A 20,331-nucleotide genomic window follows, 5' to 3' on the forward strand; every position below is an offset into this window, starting at 1 on the left:
ATTAATGGCTTTACTTCATGACCAATACTCAATAGACGTGAATGCTCATTTTTTGTTCATTTTTCTTTGTTTCTTTTGATAGACACTTGATGACTACCTTATGATTATAAAATTAGCGTGACTCGGTTGTTTTCTGTCCCGCTCACGCCCCGGGCGCTGCTTTCTGCGTCAGGACGAGGAACACCTTCTCCTCGAGCTGCTCCGGGGTGAAGGGCTTGGCGATGTAGGCGCTGACATTGTGGGCCAGAGCGCGCTCCACCGCCTTCAGCGTGGCGAGAGCCGTCACCATCAGGAATGGCACGTCGCGCCGCACCTCGCGCACGCGGCGCAGCACGTCCAGGCCGCTGGCCTTCGGCATCATCCAGTCGCAGACGATCAGGTCGTATTCCTCCTCTCCGGCCAGCCGGACCAGCGCCTCCTGCCCGTCCGCCGCGGTGTCGATGTGGCCGATGCCCAGTTCGCGCAGCACCGATTCGACGAAGTGGCGCGGCCCGTCCTCGTCATCGACGACCAGCGCGCGGATCGCGCTGAGGTCGATGAAGGGCACGCCGATCACCCCCAGAGCCCCCCGCATCCAGGAGGCGCGGGCCGACCGCTCCTTGCCGCCGGCGGCCCCCAGCAGGAAGGACCGCACGAAGCGCGGGCGGTGCACCTGCCGGTACAGCGCCTTGGCGACCGCCGCCCGGCTCTTGCCGCGGCAGAAGGCGCCGTCCCCGGCCAGCCGCACCATCTCCAGCACCGTGTCGGGGTTGGGCTCGTCCTTGCCCTGAAGGGGGCTCAACAGGCGCTGGGTGCGGATGAAGGCGTTCTGGATATCGTCGATCTGCCCGGCCATATGCTCGCGGGCGTCCTCCGCGAAAACGCTGTCGAGCACCAGCTTCTGCACCTCCGCCAGCCCCTTCAGCTTCTCGGTCTTCTCCTTCCAGCAGTCGAGCAGGCGCCCGGCGAAGTCCCGCCCGTCGAAGAACTGGTTCAGGTAGCCGTTCACCGCCCGCTCCGCGCTGGGCGACAGGGGCATCTTCTGAAGGACGAAGAGGATGCGGAGCTTTTGCATCAACGTCCGCCCCTTGGTGATCTCGGGCAGCGTGTCCTCGTTGACGAGCAGCGCGCTGCGCCGTTGGAGCGCCGCCTCCGTCCGGGCGCCGCCGAAATAGCCCTCCCCGGTGCGCAGCCGTTGCGAAATCTGGCTCAGCGCCATGATTTCCCGCTGCACCGCCTCCACGCCGAACAGGTCGCCGGCACTGGTGATGGTGAAGCGGTCGGGCTTCGACAACTCGCGGCGCAGCGCGAAGATCAGGCTGTCGCTCAGCACCGGCACGGCCGTGCGGCGCACCAGCTTCTCCAGCGCCTGGAACACCGGCGGCGCCTCGTCCGGCAGGGGCTTGTCCCCGGCGATCAGCGACACGATCATGTCCACCCGGTCCACGAAGGGCGCGTCCAGCGAGCAGGAGGCGGTGCCGGTGTCGCTGCGCAGGATCTCGCCCAGCAGCCGGTCGAGCGGCGCCAGCGCGTCCGGGTCCTCCAGGTTTTCCGCCAGATCCAGCAGCAGCCGCGCCTTCTCGGCGAAGCTGCGGCCCTGGTACAGGTGCGTGGTCAGCGCCGCATCGACCAGGAAGCGCCCGGTGAAGGCGTCGCGCGAGGCGATCAGCCGTTCCGCCGTGGCGGCGTAGGTGGCGGGCGTCAGTTCCGGCGGCTGGGCGTCCTTCAGCCGCTCCCGGGTCAGCCGGGCGACCTCGTTGACGAGCGCGGTCAGCGCGCCCTTCCGGTCCATCGCCCGTTCGGCCTGTTGCAGGATGGCGACGAAGGTCGGGATGTTGGACAGGCTCTGCTGGTGGCGGGGGGAGTGCAGCAGTTCGGTCGGGGTCAGCGCGTTCTCGTCGAAATAGCGCTGGCAATGCCGGCCGATGCTGTCGCGGCCCTGCGGGGTGTAGAAGTCTTCCGGAGTCCGGCAGACGGCGGCGTCCATCCCGCCATCGGCGTCGATGTCCCGGCTGTCCGCGATGCGCTGGTCCGATGCCATGCCCTTGATCCACCCTAACCCTGTGTCATTCGGTCAGCAGCCCGCGCACCGCCTCGATCAGGCGGTCCGGGGCCACCGGCTTCATGACGATCCGGCGGCCCGGCTGTGCCGTCATATCCGCCGCCGTCTCGTGGGACGCATAGCCGGTCAGGAACAGGATGCGCAGGCCGGGGTTGCGCTCCTCCAGAACCCGGGCCATCTCCAGCCCATTCATCCGCGGCATCGACATGTCGGACACCACCGCGTCGAACAGCCCGCCGCATTCGTCCCAGCGCTCCAGCGCGTCCAGACCGTCCACCGCCTCCGTCACCGTGCAGCCCGCCTCCTCCAGCGCCAGCCGGACGTAGGTGCGCACGGACTCCTCGTCGTCCACCAGCAGGATGGTCGCCCCCTCGTCCTCGCCCAGCCCCAGCCCGTCGGCCAGCGTGGCGGGCTTCGCCGGGGCCGCGACGGCGGGCAGATGGATGGAGAAGACGCTGCCGCGCCCGTCCGGCCCGGCCTCCATCCCCACCGCGCCGCCGGCCTGCCGGGCGGTGCCGTAGACCATCCACAGGCCGAGGCCGGTGCCCTTGCCCGGCTCCTTGGTGGTGAAGAAGGGTTCCCAGATGCGGTCGCGCACCTCCTCCGGCACCCCGCAGCCCTCGTCGATGACCCGGATCGTCGCGTAGCACCCGCGCGCCAGCCCGCCGTGGCGCCCGAAGAAGGCGGCGTCCGGGACGCCGCTGTCCAGGGCGATGGTCAGCCGCCCGCCCTCCGGCATCGCGTCGCGGGCGTTGAGGGCGAGGTTCAGGATGGCCTGGTTCAGCATCACCGGGTTGGCGACGGCGTGCGCCTCGCCGTCGCCGATGCGGATGTCCAGATCGATGCCGGCGCTCATCAGCGGCTTCAGGAAGATCTTCAGGTCGCGCACCAGCGGGGCCAGGGCGACCACCTCCGTCTCGTCCGCCGGGCGGCGGCGCGAGAAGTCCAGAAGCTGCGCGGTCAGCGCCGCCGCCCGGTCGGACGCCTTGGCGATCTCCCGCACGCAGGTGGTGACGCGCACCGGGTCGTCCGGCGCCCGCTCGGCCAGCCGGGCGAATCCGCCGATGGCGGTCAGCATGTTGTTGAACTCGTGCGCGATGCCGCCGGCCATGCGGCCCACCGCTTCCATCTTCTGCGACCGCTGAAGCTCCGCCTCGGCCCGGCGGCGGTCGGTGACGTCGTTCATCACCAGCAGCACCGCCGCCTCGCGCTGGTAGACCGCGGGAAAGGCGCCGATCTCCACATGGCGGCGCTCGCCCGACGGGCGGACGATCTCGCATTCCACCCGCTGGCGGTCGCCCTCCGCGCCCAGCCCCAGCCGCGGGGTCACCGTCTCCGGCTCCACGATGAAGCGGTTGAGGTCCAGCCCCTCCAGCCCACCACTGCCGCCCACCCCCAGGAGGGATGCCGCCGCGGCGTTGCCGAAGCGGATGGCCCGGCGGTCCCAGATGGCGATCCCGTAGGGCGCCAGCTCCACGAGCTGGCGGTAGCGCTTCTCGCTCTCGCTGAGCGCGCTGACGGTGGCCTCCAGCCGCTCGGTCTGGCCGGCGAGCTGCTCCTCGCGCCGCTTCAGCTCGGTGATGTCCATCAGGATCTTCACGATGCCGCCGGAACCGGTGGCGTGCTCGCTGATGCGGTACCAGCGCCCGTCCGACAGGCGACCGTCCACCGGGTCGGTGTGCAGCAGGTGGCGCTTCATCCGCTCGGCGATCCAGTTCTCCATCTCGCGGTCGTCGCCGTCGTAGCCGCCCCGCTCCGCGGCGGCGCGCAGGATGTCCTCGAAGGCGGCGCCGGGCACCAGCACGTCGGCCAGATTCGGATAGGCGCTGCGGTAGCGCTCGTTGCAGAAGATCAGCCGGTCGTCGGGGCTGAACAGCACGAAGCCCTCGGAGATGCTGGACAGCGCGTCGTGCACCACCGACTGCATGAAGCGTGCCTCGACCAGGGCCAGCGTCTCCGCCGTCGTCTCGATCCCGGTGCCGCGGTAGCCGGCGAAATCCCCGTCCGCGTCGAAGCAGGGCTGGGCGCTGATGCGGAAGACGCGGTTCCGGCCCGCCCCGTCGCACAGCGTGATCTCCAGATCGCGGAAGGCCCGCCCGGCCTCGATGTCGGCCAGATACTCCAGCCAGGTGTCGGTGTCCTCCACGAGTTCGCCGAGGTCGAGCAGCGAATCGCCGAACACCGGCGCCGGATCGCCGCCCAGCAGCGCCGGCAGCCGTTCGGAAACGTAGGTGTAGCGGTGGTCGGGCGCGCTTTCCCAGAACCAGTCCGATGCCGCCTCCGCGAAATCGCGGAAGCGCTGGCGGCTGCCGGCCAGTTCCTCATTGGCGGCGCGCAGCAGGCGGGCGGAGCGGTCGAGCGCCGCCGCCGCCGCGCGGGAGCGGCGCACCGACAGCACGGCCAGCGCCGCCATGGCCAGCGTCATCATGCCGAGCGGCAGCATCAGCCGGTCGCGCCCTTCCTCCGGCATGGTCAGGGCCAGAAGGCCGGCGGCGCCGAGCATGAGGAACAGCAGGTCGGTCAGCCCGCCCAGCCCCCGGCGTGAGGCCCGTGCGTCGGCAGCGGTGTCGGTGGGGGGCAACCCGCCCCGGCCGGAAAGATCCACGGAGCCCCGCTCCATCGTCATGGGATTACCGCCGCGCAAGAGGCGGCTTGCATAAACCCGTAATAGGAGGCCAGCCGTTAACAGCGGGTTTCAGTGCTCGCTTCCGTACGATCGCATTCCACCATGGGAAGGCGATTTCCGCCGCTCAGCGCCGGTTCACCAGAACCAGGATCTTTTCCTCAAGCTGCTCGGGAGAAAAAGGCTTGGCGATGTAGGCGGTGACGTCGTGGGCCATGGCCTCCTCCACCGCTATGATGGTGGCGAGCGCGGTGACCATCAGGAACGGCATGTCGGACCGCACCGCGCGGACCAGCTTCAGGAACTCCAGGCCCGACAGGCGCGGCATCTTCCAGTCGCAGACGATCAGGTCGAAGGCGCCCTCCCGCTCCTCGAACCGGGTCAGCGCCTCGCGCCCGTCCTCGGCGATGGTGAGGTCGGTGATGCCCAGATCGCGCAGGATCATCTCGACATAGCCGCGCGCCGCCGGCTCGTCGTCGGCCAGCAGGACGCGCAGCGTGTTCATGGCGCGCATCGGCAGGCCGGCGCCGGCCAGCGTGGCGAAGAAATGGGCGAAGCGGTCGGCGCGCTGCTCCGTCGCGTCCTTGCAGCGGGCGAGGTAGGCGCGCAGGAAGGCGGTGGAGCGGACATGATGCCCGACCAGCTCCCGCGCCGCCGCCGCGCATTTCCCTTCGGTGAAGGCGCCCTCGGCCAGCAGGCTGGCGAACTCCATCACCTCCTCCACATGGGGCGGGCGGTCCTTGGCGATGCGGGCCAGGATCTTGTTGGTGCGCAGGAAGGTGTTCTGCATCTCGTCCAGCATGCGGACGTAGCGCTCGCGCAGTCCCTCCGTCAGGGTGGAGCGCTGGACGCGCCGTTGCAGGTCGGCCAGCACCTTGATGCGGGCGCGCGGCGTTCGGGCGGTCTCGAACAGCCGCTGGGCGAAGTCGCGGGCTTCCAGATGGCGGCGCAGATGCGCCACGATCAGGCGGCGGCTGCGCTCCCCCGACACCGCCCCCTCGAAGGCCAGCAGATCGACGATGCGGGCGTAGTGGCTCTTGGCGTGCAGGACCGCCTCCAGCCGGGGGCCGGACAGCAGCAGCGCCACCCGCCGGTCGAGCAGCCGGGTGGTGCGCTCCCCGCCGATGACCCCGTCCTTCATCGTCAGGCGGGAGGCGAGAAGGCCGATGGCCGTCAGCTCGTCCAGCACCGCCGCCACGCTGTTCGGCTCCGCCTTCGCGGCGGACAGCGGCGTGTCGCCCAGCAGGGCGTGGTGTATTCCCGCCTCCAGCCCCAGCCGGGCGGCGCGGGCCTGATGGCGGGCGACGAAGGCGGACAGGCGGTGCAGAACCGCCGGGGCGCCGGGCCTGGACGGGGCTTCCCCGCGCCAGACCATCGCCATGGCGTCCACCATGCCGCGCAGGCCGTCCGCCCAGGCGAACAGCGCCTCGGCCACCAGCCCGTTCGCCAGCATCTCCCCGACGAACTGGTCGAGGATGGCGATGCCCTCGCCGGACAGCCCGTCGCCGTCCAGGGACAGGATGCGCACCAGCCGAAGCTCGTGGTTGCGGCCCTCCCCCAGCCAGGCGGACAGCCAGGAATCGATGGTGTGGCGCCCGGCGAAGCCCGGCGTCCGCGCCATGGTCTGGGCCACCATGGCGGCGAACTGCTTGGCGTCGATGGACAGGGACGTGCCGCCGTGGGCGCGCCGGGCGGTGAGGGCCAGCACCTCCTGCTCCAGCCGCTTCAGCTCCTCCAGCCGCATGGCGGGGGACCGGCGTCCGGGCCGCGCCTGCCGCTGGGCCACCCGCTCCAGGACCAGGGGACGGCGCGGCCAGTCGAGGAAGGAGCGCTGCGGCTCCACCTTGTGCAGGAATTCGGTGGGGGTGATGCCGCGCGCCTCCAGGAACTCCGCCAGCTCCTCCGCGATCAGAAAGCGGGCGGCGGGGGCGAAGATCTCCTCCAGCCGGACGCAGACGGCGGACTCCGGCGGCTCCTCCAGCGTGTCGCCGCTCAGCTCGCCGAGAAGGGCATCGACGTCGTAGGCGCCGATGGGAATGCTCTCGGACGGGGTTGGCGGCGGGGTTGGCGGCAGAGTCGGCGGCAGGGTCGGCGGCGGGGTCGGCGGGATGGTGCTCATCGGTACCCCGCCGTCAGACCAGCAGCGCGTGGATGGTGTCGGCCAGCTCGTCCGGGTTGATCGGCTTGCGCAGGAAAACGATGCGGCGCCCGCCTGATTTCGGATCGGCCAGCAGGTCCTCCAGGCTTTCCGTCTCCGGCGGGTAGCCGGACATCAGCACGGTCGGCAGATCCGGATTCTCCCGGCGCAACGCCCGCGCCACCGACGCCCCGCCGACCTGCGGCATCACGAGGTCGGTCACCAGCAGGTCGAAGGCGCCGCCATGGTCGGCGTAGGCGCGCAGGGCATCGGCGCCGTCGGTGGCGCAGACCACCCGCATGCCCATGTCCTCCAGCGTCAGGCGGATGAAGTCGCGCACCTGCGCCTCGTCCTCCACCAGCAGGACGGTGGCGGCCATGGACAGCCCGTCCACCTCGTCCTCCTCGGCACCGGGGAAGAAGGCGTCGTCCAGGCCCGGAGCGTCCGGCTCCGGCAAAGCCGCCGCGCCGTCCGTTGGGAACCGGAGCGTGAAGACGGTGCCCCGGCCCAGCTCGGTGTCCACATCCACCGCGCCGCCGGCCCGCGCGACCGTGGAATAGACCAGCGCCAGCCCCAGCCCGGTGCCGGCCCCGGGCTCCTTGGTGGTGAAGAAGGGTTCGAAGATGCGGTCGATCACCGCCGGGTCGATGCCGCATCCGGTGTCGGCGACGGTGACGGTCACGCCGAGATCGTCGGGCCGGCCCACCGCGATGGTGATCGCTCCCCCCTCCGGCATGGCGTCGCGGGCGTTGAGGACGAGGTTGACCAGCGATTGGTGGAGCAGGCCGGGGTCGATGGTCACCACCGCCCCGCCGCCCGCACCCTCGATCCGCAGCGGGTGGCGCTCGCCCAGCGTGGGGCCCAGGAAGCGGCGCAGATCCTCGATCACCGCGCCGACGCGCACGGGCCGCACCGCGTCCGTCCGGCCGGGCCGCCCGAAGCTGAGAAGCTGCGCGGTCAGGCCGGAGGCGCGGTCGGTCGCCTTGACGATCTCGGTCAGGCACTGCTCCACCCGCGGGCGGTCCTGCGGGGCGCGGCGGGCCATCTGGGCGAAGCCGCCGATGGCCGTCAGCATGTTGTTGAACTCGTGCGCGATGCCCCCGGCCAACTGGCCGATGGCCTGCATCTTCTGCGCCTGCTGGATGGCGCGCTCCGCCTGCTTGCGCCCGGTGATGTCGTTGAGGACGAGCAGCCACGCCGCCTCCCCCTCCACCGTGAAAGCCCCCACCGTGAACGGATGGATGCCGACCTCCAGCTCCCGCAGGGCGCCCTGCGCGGTGATGAAGCGGGCCTCCACCGGCGGCGGCGCTTCCAGGCCGGTGCCGGGTGGGGGCAGCCAGTCGAACAGGCGCTGCATCCCGTCGAACTCCGTCGCCTCGACCAGCGGGATGCGCAGCATGGCCTCCGGATCGCCGCTGCCCAGGATCAGCGCGGCGGAGCGGTTGGCGAAACGCACCCGCAGCCCGTCCCAGATCAGGATGCCGTAGGGCGCCATCTCGACCAGCCGGCGGTAACGCGCCTCGCTGTCGGCCAGCGCCTCCTCGTGACGCTTCAACTCGGTGATGTCGGTGAGGATCTTGACGACCCCGCCGAAGCGGGTGGCGTGCTCGCTGATGCGGTACCAGCGCCCGTCGCCGAGTTGGTGGTCGGTGGGCGGCCCGTTGCGGATGTGGCGGTTCAGCCGCTCGGCGATCCAGTCCGACGGATCGCCCAGGGCGTCGCCGGCGGCGCCCCGCTCCACAGCGACCCGCAGCAGGTCGGCGAAGCGGACGCCGGGAACCAGATGGTCGGACAGCAGCGGATAGGCGGCGCGGTAGCGGTCGTTGCACAGCACCAGCCGACCGTCCGCGCCGAACAGCACGAAGCCTTCGGACACGCAGCCGATGGCGTCGGACAGCAGGGCGCGGAAATGGGCCCCGCCCTCCCCCCGGCCCGGCTCCGGTTGCGGGTGGTCCAGGGGGGCGTCCAGGACGGCGTTCAGCCGGTCGCGCAGCGCCCGCAACGGCTCCCGCAGATGGGCCGGGACGCCGGACGGCGCGGCGGGCAGGCGCGCGCCCAGGTTGGCGAGGAGTTCCGCAAGCTCTTGATCGGGCCGGTCCATAGCCCGGCATTCAACCATTCCCTGCGGTCCCCCCGCCAGTTGATTCCGCGCTCAGCCGTGCTTCGGAACGTGGTGATGGCCGTGGTCGCAGACGCCGCGCGAATGCTTGTCGTCGCAGGTTTCGCCGGACGCGGTCAGGCCGATCCAGGCGTGCAGCGCGTTGGGATCGAAACCGGCCTTGCGGTCCGTCCCGACCTGGAGCAGCGGGCGGCGGATCAGATCGCGGTCGGCCAGCAGGGCGGCCAGGGCCGAATCCTCGTCCAGTTCGTCGGGCTTCACGGAACCGGTCTTCACCGCGGCGGCGCGGCGGTTGAACCAGTCCTCGACCGGACGGTCCCCGAAGAAGGGGCGCAGGGTTTCGGCGGTGAAGGGCTCCGCCGCCAAGTCGCGCTCCACCAGCGTGTGGCCGGCGGCCTGAAGCTGAAGCTTCTGCTTGGCGTTCGCCGTGCAGCCGGACAGACCGTAAAAGATCACTTCCGTCATGGGGTTGGTGCTCCGCATCGAAACAGGACGAATTAGGTCCAGTCTAACGGCGCGGGCACCGGGGGTGCGGATGACGGAATGTCGCACCTTACGTTCCCTCTCCCGCCCCGGGAGAGGGAGGGACCCGCCGCGAAGCGGCGGGAGGGTGAGGGTATCGCCAAGGATCAGCGGCCCCATCCTTGGACGACCCTCACCCGCCCGCTTTCGCGGGCACCCTCTCCCGAGGCGGGAGAGGGAAATCTCACTTCACCCGCTTGAGAGCATCCTCGACATAGGCGTTGGTGTAGGTCTTGGACAGGTCGATGTCCGTCGCGGCCACGGCGGTGTCGAACGCCTTCAGCACCTTGTAGGCGGCCTCCGCCCCCTCGCGGGAGAAGCGGCCGTCCGGCGAGTAGGTCGGCTTGGAATGCTCGAACGCCTGGGCGTAGAGCGTCTGGTTGCCGAGGAAATATTCCGGCGGCAGGATCTTCAGAACCTCTTCCGTCTTGGCCTGATCCAGCCATTTCAGCGTCCGGACGAACACGTCCACCAGCGCCTGGGTGGTCTTCGGATTCTCCTTGATGAAGTCCGGCGTGGTGTAGAGCACCGCCGCCGGGTACGGCCCGCCGTAGGTGTCCAGCGTGCCCTTCTCCGTCCGGGTGTCGGCGATGGGGGTCACGTCGCCGTCGGCCTCCAACTGGCTGATGACCGGGTCCAGGTTGGCGATGGCGTCGATCTCGCCGCGCTTCACCGCCGCCACCGCGCTGGGGCCGCCGCCGACGCCGATGAAGGACACGTCGTCCGGCTTCATGCCGTTCTGGGTCAGCAGGTAGTTGACCATGAAGTTGGTCGAGGAGCCGGGGGCGGTCACCCCGATCTTCTTGCCCTTCAGTTCCTTCACCGACTTGATCGTTCCGGCCTTGTTGACCGAGGCGAGCACGATGCCCGGATAGCGGCCCAGCAGGGCCACCGCGGTGATCGGCTGGCCCTTGGCCTGCATCTGCACCGTGTGGTCGAAGGCGCCCGTCACGATGTCCGCCGAGCCGCCGACCAGCGCCTGGAGGCTCTTGGCGCCGCCGCCGAAATCGTTGATCTCGACATTCAGCCCGGCCTCCTTGAAGTAGCCGAGCCGCTCCGCCACCGTCAGCGGCAGATAATAGAGCAGCGGCTTGCCGCCGACCGCCAGCTTCAGGTCCTTCTTCTCGACCTGCTGGGCGTCCGCCCCGGTGATGCCGAAGGCCAGGACCACCGCCGCGGCGGCGATCACGCTTTTCAAACGCATGGCTTCCCTCCCAGATTTATCGGTTTCGCGCGGTCATCCCTGCGCGTTGGTCGTCTGCGCCTCCTGCGGGCGCCAGTGCAGCAGGCGTTTCTCGATGACGGTCACCACCGCGTCGATCACCACGACGAAGATCGTCAGCACCAGCATGCCGGAGAAGACGCCGACCGTGTCGAACACCCCCTCCGCCTGATGGATGCGGTAGCCGAGGCCGGCGGCGGAGCCCAGATACTCGCCCACCACCGCGCCGACCATGGCGAAGCCGACCGCGGTGTGCAGGCTGGAGAAGACCCAGGACAGGGCGGACGGCAGATAGACGTGCCGGAACAGGTGCCGGTTGCTCGCCCCCAGCATCTTCGCGTTGGCGAGCACGACGGGGCTGACCTCCTTCACGCCCTGGTAGACGTTGAAGAAGACGATGAAGAAGACCAGCGTCACCCCCAACGCCACCTTCGACCAGATGCCCAGCCCCAGCCAGAGCGCGAAGATCGGCGCCAGCACCACGCGGGGCAGCGCGTTGACCGCCTTGATGTAGGGGTCGAACACGACGGAGACCAAGGGCGCCCGCGCGAACCAGAAGCCGAAGGCGATCCCGGCGACGGTGCCGATGGCGAAGGCCAGCGCGGTCTCCAGAAGCGTGATGCCCAGATGGTACCAGATCACCCCGGACGCGAAATCGCTCCAGGTGCGCTCCAGCACCGCCAGCGGCGTGCCGAAGAAGAAGGGGCTCAGGATCTTCGTCGCGGTCAGGACGTGCCAGAGCAGGAAGAAGCCGATCAGCACGGCCACCTGCAGCAGCAGGATCACCGGGCGGCTCGGCAGGCGTTTCACACGGGCCACGGCCATGGAATCCTCACGTCAGCTTGGTCTGGGCGTAGCCCTTCAGCACTTCCTCGCGAAGCTGCCCCCAGATCTCCCGGTGCAGGTCGAGGAAGCGCGGCGTCATGCGGATCTCCGCCACGTCGCGCGGGCGCTCCAGATCCACCCGGTACTCGCCGATCAGCCGGGCGCCGGGGCCGGCGGACAGCACCAGCACCCGGTCGGACATGGAGATGGCCTCCTCCAGGTCGTGGGTGATGAAGACCACCGACTTGCGGTCGGCCGACCAGAGGTCCAGCAGTTCGTTCTCCATCAATTGCCGCGTCTGGATGTCGAGCGCCGAGAAGGGCTCGTCCATCAGCACGATCTTGGGATCGACGATCAGCGTCTGGGCCAGCGCCACGCGCTTGCGCATGCCGCCCGAAAGCTGGTGGGGGTAGCGGTCGCCGAAGCGGTCCAGCCCGACGCGGGCCAGCCAGGGGCGCGCCCGCTCCTCCGCCTCGCGCCGCGGCACGCCGCGGAACTCCAGCCCGGCGGCGACATTCTCCAGCGCCGACTTCCAGGGCATCAGCGCGTCCGCCTGGAACATGTAGCCGGCGTGCCGGTTGATGCCGCTGACCGGCTCCCCGAAGGCCAGGGCCCGGCCCGCGCTGGGGGCCAGCAGGCCCGCCGCGACGTTCAGGATGGTGGATTTGCCGCTGCCGGTCGGCCCGACGATGGACACGAACTCCCCGGCGGCGACCGAGAGGGTCACGCCCTGCACCGCCGTGTAGGTGCGCCCGCGTCCGTCGGGCGATGGAAAGGTGCAGGTCACGCCGTCCAGGCGGAGCGCGGCCTTGTCCGCCCCCTCCGTCCGCAGGGCGGCCGCCATGGCGGCGCTGTCTGACATCAATGCGTTCCGTCCCTGAAGTGTCTTTTCAGCCATCTTGGCGGAATGGGACGGCGGCGGCAATGGGTGCGACGAACAATCATGCCAGCCAACGAACAGGATCAACCGAGCCGCGCGAAGAAGTCCATGATCGCCTCGCCCACCCCTTGCGGCCATTGGTGCGGGTAGAAACGCCCGCTGCGCGTCCGGTCGTCGGCGAGCGGGCACCACAGCACCGGGTTCGCCTCCCCGTCCGCGCCGTAGCGGCGGCAGTTGAAGCGGTGCGGCTCGTCCGGGGCGCTGCCCGTGGGCAGCCCGTCCTGGGCCAGCAGCGCGCGGCGCAGGCGCAGGGCTTCGGAGACCGGTACCTGCTCGTCGCGCGGGTTGTGCAGGAGCATGGCGGCGACCGGTCCGCCGCACTCCCCGGCCCGCGCCGCGCCGCCCCCGACGCTGGCCAGCCCGCGGATGACGCCGCCCCGCGCGCAGGCGAGGCTGTTGGCGAAGGACCCGCCCAGCGAATGGCCGACCACGAACACCCGGCCCCGATCCAGGCAATAGGCATCCGCCAGCGTCTCCAGAACGGCGTCGAACAGCCGGAAGTCGCGCAGCCGGTCCGGTGGGTCGCCCGGATCGGACCATACGTTCCGCCCGCGGGCGTCCTTCAGGCTGGCGGGATAGGCGACGATCGCCGGCTCCTCCGCGTGCCGCTCCAGGTCGAAATAGCGGCGCACCTCGGCGTTGCTGTTGGTGCGCCCGTGGAAGGCGACGACGAGGCTGTGCGGACGGTCCGGGCGGTAATCCGCCGGCACGGCCACGATCACGCCGCGCGCCGTCCCATTCACCGCCACATGGTCCGGAACCGCCGCCGGGGGCGGCGTTCCGCATCCGCGGGATTTTTGCTGCGTCGCCACATTGTTAACCAAATCCGCGGATATGTCCGGACAGGGCCACAAAACCAGCGTGATCATGGCGCAAAATGCGCAAAATTGTTTCACAATTCACTGTCCGCACGAACGCCTTCCTCCATAAACAGCCCATGGCGGAGGAGGTTGCACTTTCGGACAGGCTTGCCGTTAACCATCACGCAAGCATTTCCCGGCACCCTCCTGCGCAGAGCAAGGAGGTTTCGATGCCGGTTCGCGCGACTGCACGCATGATAGTTCTGGGGCTGCTGCTGGCCGTCGGCTCGTCGGGGGCCGCAACCGCCGACAGCCTGTCCGTGAATCGCCCGAACCCGGCGCCGCCGCCCGTCGCCTCCGATTTCCCCGACGCCACGCTGGTCCGGGTCGATCAGGTGGACTCCACCACGCTGCGCCTGGACGGCATCATCACGCCGGGGGTGGAGCAGCGCTTCACCGACGCGCTGCGCAGCGTCCCGGCGGGCCAGCCGGTGGTGGTCGAACTGTCCAGCCCCGGCGGCTTCACGACCGCCGGCTACCGCATGATCGACCTGATGCTGGCGGAGCGGCAGGCGGGCCGCCCGGTCGCCACCCGCGTGATCGGCGGCCAGTCCTGCGAGAGCATGTGCGTCGGCCTCTATCTGGCCGGTTACCCGCGCTACGCGGCACCGACCGCCGAATTCATGGTGCACGCCCCGCGTCTGGCCGAGAACGGACGCATGACGCTGCGCTCCACCGACCAGATGGTGAAGCGTCTGGTCGCTCTGGGGGCCGCCCCGGCCTGGATCGAGCGGGTGCGGGCCGCCGGCGGCTTTTCCGGCAGCCTCGACTACCGCGACCGCGCCGACCATCTGGCGGCGGTGGGCGCCAACATCGTCACCCACCTGACCCGCTGACCGGCCTGACCCGCTGACCGGCCTGACCCGCTGACCGGCCTTTACCCTTCGCTTTCCACGAGACGCCGGGCGATCTCCGGCATCACCGCCGCGTCCACGTTGGCGAAGGCGAAGCGCAGGTAATCGTCCTGGCCGGGACCGAACATGGAACCGGGCAGGCACAGGATGTTGTGATCGCGTGCCAGCCCTTCGGCCACGTCATGGGCGCGCGTCCCGGTGAAGGGATGCCGGACATAGGCGAAATAGGCCCCGATGCTGGCGATGCGGTAGCGGGTGCCGCTGGCCTCCATCGCCGACTGGAAGGCGTGGACGCGGGCCAGGATGTCCGCGCGCTTCCCGGCCACCCAGCCGTCCAGGGTCTCCAGCCCGAACAGCGCCGCCTTCTGCCCGATGTGGGGCGCGCAGATCGCCAGACAGTCCATCACCTTGCGCGCCTGCGACAGGAACGCCGCGTCGGCGACCACCGCGCCCACCCGGTAGCCGGCGAGGCTGTAGACCTTCGAGAAGCTGTAGAGCTGGACCAGGGTCCGCTGCCAGCCGGGCCGCTGGAACAGCCCGTGCGGCGCCCGCCCCTCCCATTCCGGGAAGTCGCGGTAGGTCTCGTCCAGCAGCAGCTTGACGCCGCGCCGCTCGCACAGCGCGTACAGGGCGGCGATGGCGTCCGGGGAGGCGATGGCGCCGGTGGGGTTGTTCGGAGAAATCAGGACCAGGGCGCGCGTGCCGGCGTCGATCAGCCGCTCGGCCTCCGCCGGGTCGGGGACCAGGCCGTTGTCCTCGCGCAGCGGCAGGGGCCGGGCCTCGATGCCCAGCATGTCCAGCGTCATCTTGTGATTGAAGTACCAGGGTGCGGGCAGGATCACGTTGTCCCCGGCCCGCGCCAGCCCCATCACCGCGACGGCGAAGGCCTGGTTGCAGCCGGCGGTGATCAGCACCTCGTTCGCCGCGACATCGCCGCCGTAGAGCGAGCCGGTGCGCCGGGCCAGCGCCGCCGTCAGCGGCGGGATGCCGTCGATGGCGGTGTAGCGCGCCGTGTCCGGTGCCCGCACCTGCTCGGCCAGATGGGCGGTGAGCGCATCGGCGGGCGGATAGCCGGGCACCGCCTGACAGAGGTCGATCAGCGGCTTGTCCGCCGGAAAGCTGCGGCCTTCCACCCAGCGCCACGCCTCGGCGATGGGCGGGGCCTCCGTGGCGGCGACGAGCGGGTTGACGTCTCTGCGGTCCATTCCCTGATGTCCAGTCTTCGTGGTCCTTTTTGGGGGCGTCATGGTGGACCGCGCCGCCGGGCTTGCGCAAGGGACCAGAACAGTGGGAAGCGCATGGCAGGCAATGGGTGAGGTGCCAATGGCCGAACAGGCAACCATGAAGGCGCAAAGACACGGAGTCTCAAAATCTCCGTCTGTCCGTGTCTCCGCGGTAAAAAGCGCAAAAGGACATCACAACCCGCCGAGCGGTCAGGCGCCGCCCAGCACGGCGTCCGGCTTGCGGCCCACCAGGGATTCATAGACGTCCGGATCGGTCGCCCCCTCCGATCCGAAGACCAGCACGCGGGCGTCGGGGGCGAGGCCCAGGCTGGCCCGCGTGGCGGGGTCCGCCGCGGCGCACAGCAGGCCGGCCAGACCGGCCACGCCGGATTCCCCCGCAACGATGGGCCGCCCGCCGTGCCGCCCTTCGGCCAGCAGGCGCATCGTCGCCACCGCCGCATCGTCGGGGATGGTCAGGAAATCGTCGGCGCCGCGCTCCAGGATCGCCCAGGCCAGCAAGGACACCTCGCCGCAGGCGAGGCCCGCCATGACCGTCTCCAGATCGCCTTCGGACGGCGCCGGGCGCCCCGCCGCTGCGCTCTGGTACAGGCAATCGGCGGCGTGCGGCTCAACCACCACGAAGCGCGGGCGCTGGCGGCCCCAGCTTTCCCAGAGATGGCCGCAGACGGCGGCGGGCAAGGCCCCCACCCCGCCCTGCACGAAGACGTGGGTCGGGCGCTCGCTGGCCGGAAGCTGGCCGATCGCCTCCTCCACCATCACCGTGTAGCCCTGCATCACGTCGCGGGGAATGTCCATGTAGCCGGTGTAGGAGGTGTCGGAGACGACGTGCCGGCCATGCTCCCGCGCGTCCGCCGCCGCCTGCCGCACCGCATCGTCGTAGGTGCCGTCCACCCGGACGACGCGGGCGTCGAAGGATTCGATCGCCTGCTGCCGCCCCTGGGAGCAGTTGCCGGGAATGTAGATGACGCAGCCGCAGCCGAACACCTGCGCGCCCCAGGCGACGGACCGGCCATGGTTGCCGTCGGTGGCCGTGGTCACCGTGATGCCGCGGGTCACCTTGGCGTAGCGCCCCACCACCAGATCCAGCGCGGTCACCGGCACGCCGGGAACGCGGGCCTGCACCTCGCGCACCAGAAGGCGCAGCACGGCGTAGGCGCCGCCCAGCGCCTTGAAGCTGCTGAGGTTGAAGCGGCTGCCTTCGTCCTTGTACCAGATGCGGTCGATGCCGGCGGCGCGGGCCAGCCCGGTCAGGGAGCGCAGCGGGGTCGGGGCATAGCCCGGCCAGGCGCCGATCTCCGCCATCGCGTCCCGGAAGGCGGCGCGGCTCAGGATCGCCCGTTCCGAGGACCCGTAGGACAGATCCGTGTCGGCGCGCGGGTTCGAAAAGAGACGCGGGGTGCCAAGCGGCGGCAGGTCGGACATCGTGTTCGCTCTCCAGCGCCGCAATCACGGCCACGATCACGAAAGCATTGCCGGCCACGCCGCGTCAAGCCACGCGCGTTGTCCCCGGACAAAGCGCCACAAGCTGTGCTAACAGCGCCTCCCCCCGCGGTCCGGCCAAGGCGGCCCAGGACGGCGGGGTTCCCATTCCCGAAGGAGATGGTTCCGTCGTGACGACCGGTTTCAACACCACCGCCGCCGACCAATTGAAGCAGTTCGCCGACCGCATGGAGCGGTTGATGGACGAGATCGACGGCCTGAAGGCCGACCTGAAGGACCTGCGCGGCGAGGTCAAATCCGCAGGTTTCAACATCAAGGCGCTCGACAAGCTGGTCGCCATCCGCCGCAAGGACGCCGGCGAGCAGGAGGCCGAACTGCTGAACGACCTGATGCTCTACGCCCACGCCACCGGCACGCCGCTGGACATCGTGGTGCCCGAACCGGCCGAGTGACGCCGTAAGGATCGTTGCGAAGCCGTATCATGACGTTCCGGAAGCGCAACGTGCTGTTTCGCTTCCGGAACGTGTCATTGCGACGCCGGAACGCTTCCGTTTCGAACACGCATCAAAGCGCCAAAGCCCTACCGCTTCCACTCGCGGCTGGATTTCACGAAGTCGGTCAGGGTGACGCCGATCTTGTCGTCCACGATCACGACCTCGCCGCGGGCGACGAGGACGCCTTCCACATAGACGTCGGTCGGGTCCTTCAGATGACGGTCGAGTTCCACCACGGCGCCGCGGCCCAGCTTCAGCAGATCGCGGACACGCAGCATGGCGGTCCCGATCACCACCTTGATCTCGACCGGCGCGTCGCCGATGGCGAAGGCGTCGCTGCTCATGTCGTCGGACGAGCTGGCGCCCAGCAGATCGTCGATGTTGGCCATGCCGCACTCCTTCACCCAGGGCCGCTGGCCCTTTCAACCGACAAGAGTTACTCCACCGGGCGCGCCGGAGCAACGGCGACGGCCTCTCCGGCCTGCGACAAGGAAGGGAAAACAACAGCACGGATTTGGTTTACCGCAACGGATTGTGTTGTTACCCTGCCCGCCCGATGCGAAACCACAGCCAAGGCCGACCCATGACGACCGATGCACCCGGTTCCGACACCCAGCGCCCGCTGGTGGACAGCGCGTGGCTGAAGGGTGCCCTTGACCGCCCGGACCTCGTGATCCTGGACGTCCGCACGCCCCCGTCGGGCGGCTTCGTCCCCGGCTCCCTTCATTCCGACTACGCGAAGGCCGGTTGGCGGGCGACGGTCCATGGCGTTCCGGGCCTGCTGCCCGACACCGCCTTTCTGGAAGGGCTGATCGGCGGGCTGGGAATCGGCAACGGGGACCATGTGGTGCTGGTGGCCAGCGGCCTGAACGCCCCCGACATGGGGAACGCGACGCGGGTCTATTGGACCTTCAAGACGCTGGGGCACGAGCGCGTGTCGGTGCTGGACGGCGGATTCGCGGCCTGGACCGCCGACCCGGCCAACCCCGTCGCCAACGCGGCTTCCAGCCGCCCCGCCACGGTTTACACCGCAACGCCCCGCGGCGGTCTGCGCGCCACCTTGCCGGAGGTCGAGGCGGCGGTGGCCGGCGGCTCCGTCCCGCTGCTGGACACCCGCTCCACCGACCAGTTCGAGGGCCGGGCCAAGAGCCCGCAGGCCCGCGTTCCGGGCACGCTGCCGGGGGCGGTGCTGATCGAGAACGGCGCCTTCTACTCCGCCGCCGAGAAGCGCTTCCTCTCCGCCGACGCGGTGAGGGCGCTGGCGGAACAGGCGAAGGCCGCCGACGCACCGATCACCTTCTGCAACACCGGCCACCTCGCCACCGTCTCCTGGTTCGCGCTGAGCGAGATCGCGGGAATCGAGGGGGTTCGGCTCTATGACGGGTCGATGTCGGAGTGGACCGCCGATCCGGCCCGTCCCGTGAAGAACGGGCCGGCGTAAGGCTCAGGCCCCCTTGCGGCGCCGGCGGAGCCGTCCGATGTCCGACCGGCGCAGCAGGCCCAGCGCGACGGCCAGCAGCGCATAGACCAGCAGACCGGAAAGGCCGAGCAGCACCAGCCCGCCCAGCCGCTCGAACAGGCCGTGGGCGGTCAGCCAGGACGACAACTGGGTCTGCACCAGCCACAGCGTGCCGCCCATGGCGAGCGCCGCGGCGGCCATGCGCGGCAGGTTGCGCAGCAGCCGTGCGTCGGCGCGGAACAGCCCCCGCCGGGTCAGCAGCCACGCCAGAAGCCCGGCGTTGACCCAGGCGGCGACGGAGGTCGCCACCGCCAGCCCGACCTGGGCCAGCGGCCCCATCAGCGCCAGCTTCAGCGCCACGTTGACCGCGGTCGCGGCCAGCGCCACCCGCACCGGCGTCGCCGTGTCGTGCCGGGCGTAGAAGCCGTTCACGAGGCTGCGGATCACCACGAAGGCGGGCAGGCCCAGCGCGTAGGCTTGCAGCGTGGCGGCGGACTGGGCGGCGTCGGTCGGGCCGAAGGCGCCGTGCTGGAACAGAACCGACACGATGGGCAGGCCGGCGACCAGGAAGGCGGCGGCGGCGGGCAACGTCAGCACCAGCGACAGCTCCACCGCCCGGTTCTGGCTCTCCACCGCGCCGGGCTCGTCCCCGCCCTTGATCCGCCGGGCCATTTCCGGAAGCAGAACGGTCCCCACCGCGATCCCGATGACGCCCAGCGGCAACTGGTTCAGCCGGTCCGCGTAGTAGAGGTAGGACACCGCCCCGGTCGGCAGCAGGGAGGCGATCAGCGTGTCCACGAACAGGTTGATCTGCGTCAGGCCGGAGCCCAGCGCCGCCGGTCCCAGCACCGTCAGGAAACGCTTCACGTCCGGCGTGAAGCGCGGCAGGGACAGCCGCAGCCCCATCCCGGCGCGGCCGGCCTCCCAGTAGAGGTAGAGGAACTGCGCCAGCCCCGCGGCGAAGACGCCCCAGGACAGGGCGTGGCCGACCGTGGGCATCAGCGGGGCGGCCAGGACCATCGCCGCGATCAGGCACAGGTTCAGCAGGATCGGCGCCGCCGCCGCCGCCGCGAATCGCCCCATGCTGTTCAGAACGCCGGCCAGCAGCGATTCCAGGGAGATGAACAGCAGGTACGGGAAGGTGATGCTGGTGAACAGCACGGCCAGCCGGAACTTCTCCGGCTCGTCGGAGAAGCCCGGCGCGAAGACCGTCATGAACTGCGGCATGACCGCCAGGATGCCGGCCAGGAACAGCAACTGCACCACCAGCAGCAAGCTCATCACCTCCTCGGCGAAGCGCTTGGCGGCGGCCTGCCCGTCCTGCACCAGCTTGGCCGAGAAGAGCGGCACGAAGGCGGAGTTGAAGGCCCCTTCCGCGAACAGGGCGCGGAAATGGTTGGGCAGCCGGAACGCCACGAAGAAGGCGTCGGCCACCGGCCCGGCGCCGAGCAGCGCGGCGGTCAGCACGTCGCGCAGGAAGCCAAGGACGCGGCTGACCAGCGTCAGCCCGCCGACGGACAGTATGTTGCGGAGCACGGTGCGTACGGGTCC

At 70.1% G+C, this 20,331-nt stretch carries 16 protein-coding genes; 3 read left to right on the forward strand and 13 right to left on the reverse strand.

Annotated features, from left to right (window positions below; translation table 11 throughout):
• Positions 1-142: 142 nt before the first annotated feature.
• The 9 genes from QSG27_RS01205 to QSG27_RS01245 form a co-directional block, all read right to left on the reverse strand.
• Positions 143-2,020 carry a response regulator gene (locus QSG27_RS01205; RefSeq protein ID WP_306703306.1) on the reverse strand — a complete coding sequence of 626 codons (1,878 nt, stop codon included), beginning with the start codon at positions 2,018-2,020 and terminating at the stop codon, positions 143-145.
• Between the two features lie 25 nt (positions 2,021-2,045).
• Positions 2,046-4,646 (reverse strand): hybrid sensor histidine kinase/response regulator, encoded by a 2,601-nt coding sequence (locus QSG27_RS01210; protein WP_306703307.1) that lies wholly within the window; start codon positions 4,644-4,646, stop codon positions 2,046-2,048.
• 145 nt (positions 4,647-4,791) lie between these two features.
• A complete protein-coding gene (locus tag QSG27_RS01215; protein ID WP_306703308.1) occupies positions 4,792-6,783 on the reverse strand; it encodes a response regulator in 1,992 nt (663 codons plus the stop codon).
• Positions 6,784-6,796: 13 nt separating this feature from the next.
• Positions 6,797-8,902, reverse strand: a complete 2,106-nt coding sequence (locus tag QSG27_RS01220; RefSeq protein ID WP_306703309.1) for a hybrid sensor histidine kinase/response regulator — start codon at positions 8,900-8,902, stop codon at positions 6,797-6,799.
• A gap of 51 nt (positions 8,903-8,953) precedes the next feature.
• Positions 8,954-9,385, reverse strand: a complete 432-nt coding sequence (locus QSG27_RS01225; protein ID WP_306703310.1) for an ArsC/Spx/MgsR family protein — start codon at positions 9,383-9,385, stop codon at positions 8,954-8,956.
• A 241-nt stretch (positions 9,386-9,626) separates the two neighbouring features.
• The gene (locus tag QSG27_RS01230) at positions 9,627-10,646 is read right to left on the reverse strand and encodes an ABC transporter substrate-binding protein (protein WP_306703311.1); all 1,020 of its coding nucleotides are present in this window, start codon (positions 10,644-10,646) and stop codon (positions 9,627-9,629) included.
• Between the two features lie 33 nt (positions 10,647-10,679).
• A complete protein-coding gene (locus QSG27_RS01235; RefSeq protein ID WP_306703312.1) occupies positions 10,680-11,489 on the reverse strand; it encodes an ABC transporter permease in 810 nt (269 codons plus the stop codon).
• 7 nt (positions 11,490-11,496) lie between these two features.
• On the reverse strand, positions 11,497-12,351 hold the full coding sequence (locus QSG27_RS01240) for an ABC transporter ATP-binding protein (protein WP_306703313.1): 855 nt from the start codon (positions 12,349-12,351) through the stop codon (positions 11,497-11,499).
• 101 nt (positions 12,352-12,452) lie between these two features.
• Positions 12,453-13,241, reverse strand: coding sequence for an alpha/beta hydrolase family esterase (locus QSG27_RS01245; RefSeq protein WP_306703314.1), 789 nt, complete (start codon positions 13,239-13,241; stop codon positions 12,453-12,455).
• A 242-nt stretch (positions 13,242-13,483) separates the two neighbouring features.
• Between QSG27_RS01245 and QSG27_RS01250 the strand changes: the two genes are divergently transcribed.
• The gene (locus QSG27_RS01250; RefSeq protein ID WP_306703315.1) at positions 13,484-14,125 is read left to right on the forward strand and encodes an ATP-dependent Clp protease proteolytic subunit; all 642 of its coding nucleotides are present in this window, start codon (positions 13,484-13,486) and stop codon (positions 14,123-14,125) included.
• Between the two features lie 41 nt (positions 14,126-14,166).
• On the opposite strand, the gene QSG27_RS01255 is transcribed toward QSG27_RS01250, so the two are convergent.
• Together QSG27_RS01255 and QSG27_RS01260 are read right to left on the reverse strand one after the other, a co-directional pair.
• A complete protein-coding gene (locus tag QSG27_RS01255; RefSeq protein WP_306703316.1) occupies positions 14,167-15,348 on the reverse strand; it encodes an aminotransferase in 1,182 nt (393 codons plus the stop codon).
• A 228-nt stretch (positions 15,349-15,576) separates the two neighbouring features.
• Positions 15,577-16,809, reverse strand: a complete 1,233-nt coding sequence (locus QSG27_RS01260; protein WP_306703317.1) for a diaminopropionate ammonia-lyase — start codon at positions 16,807-16,809, stop codon at positions 15,577-15,579.
• 188 nt (positions 16,810-16,997) lie between these two features.
• Between QSG27_RS01260 and QSG27_RS01265 the strand changes: the two genes are divergently transcribed.
• Positions 16,998-17,279, forward strand: a complete 282-nt coding sequence (locus QSG27_RS01265; protein WP_247877234.1) for a DUF2312 domain-containing protein — start codon at positions 16,998-17,000, stop codon at positions 17,277-17,279.
• Positions 17,280-17,407: 128 nt separating this feature from the next.
• On the opposite strand, the gene fliN is transcribed toward QSG27_RS01265, so the two are convergent.
• Positions 17,408-17,710: a flagellar motor switch protein FliN gene (gene fliN / locus QSG27_RS01270; protein WP_149470655.1), complete on the reverse strand. Its 303-nt coding sequence runs from the start codon at positions 17,708-17,710 to the stop codon at positions 17,408-17,410.
• 194 nt (positions 17,711-17,904) lie between these two features.
• Here fliN and QSG27_RS01275 point away from each other — a divergent pair, with 194 nt between their 5' ends.
• Entirely contained in the window at positions 17,905-18,762 is an 858-nt protein-coding gene (locus QSG27_RS01275) for a sulfurtransferase (RefSeq protein ID WP_306703318.1), read from the forward strand.
• Positions 18,763-18,765: 3 nt separating this feature from the next.
• On the opposite strand, the gene murJ is transcribed toward QSG27_RS01275, so the two are convergent.
• Positions 18,766-20,316: a murein biosynthesis integral membrane protein MurJ gene (gene murJ / locus QSG27_RS01280; protein WP_306703319.1), complete on the reverse strand. Its 1,551-nt coding sequence runs from the start codon at positions 20,314-20,316 to the stop codon at positions 18,766-18,768.
• Positions 20,317-20,331: the final 15 nt, after the last annotated feature.

This window comes from Azospirillum isscasi (genome assembly GCF_030849505.1).
GTDB classification, from domain to species: domain Bacteria; phylum Pseudomonadota; class Alphaproteobacteria; order Azospirillales; family Azospirillaceae; genus Azospirillum; species Azospirillum isscasi.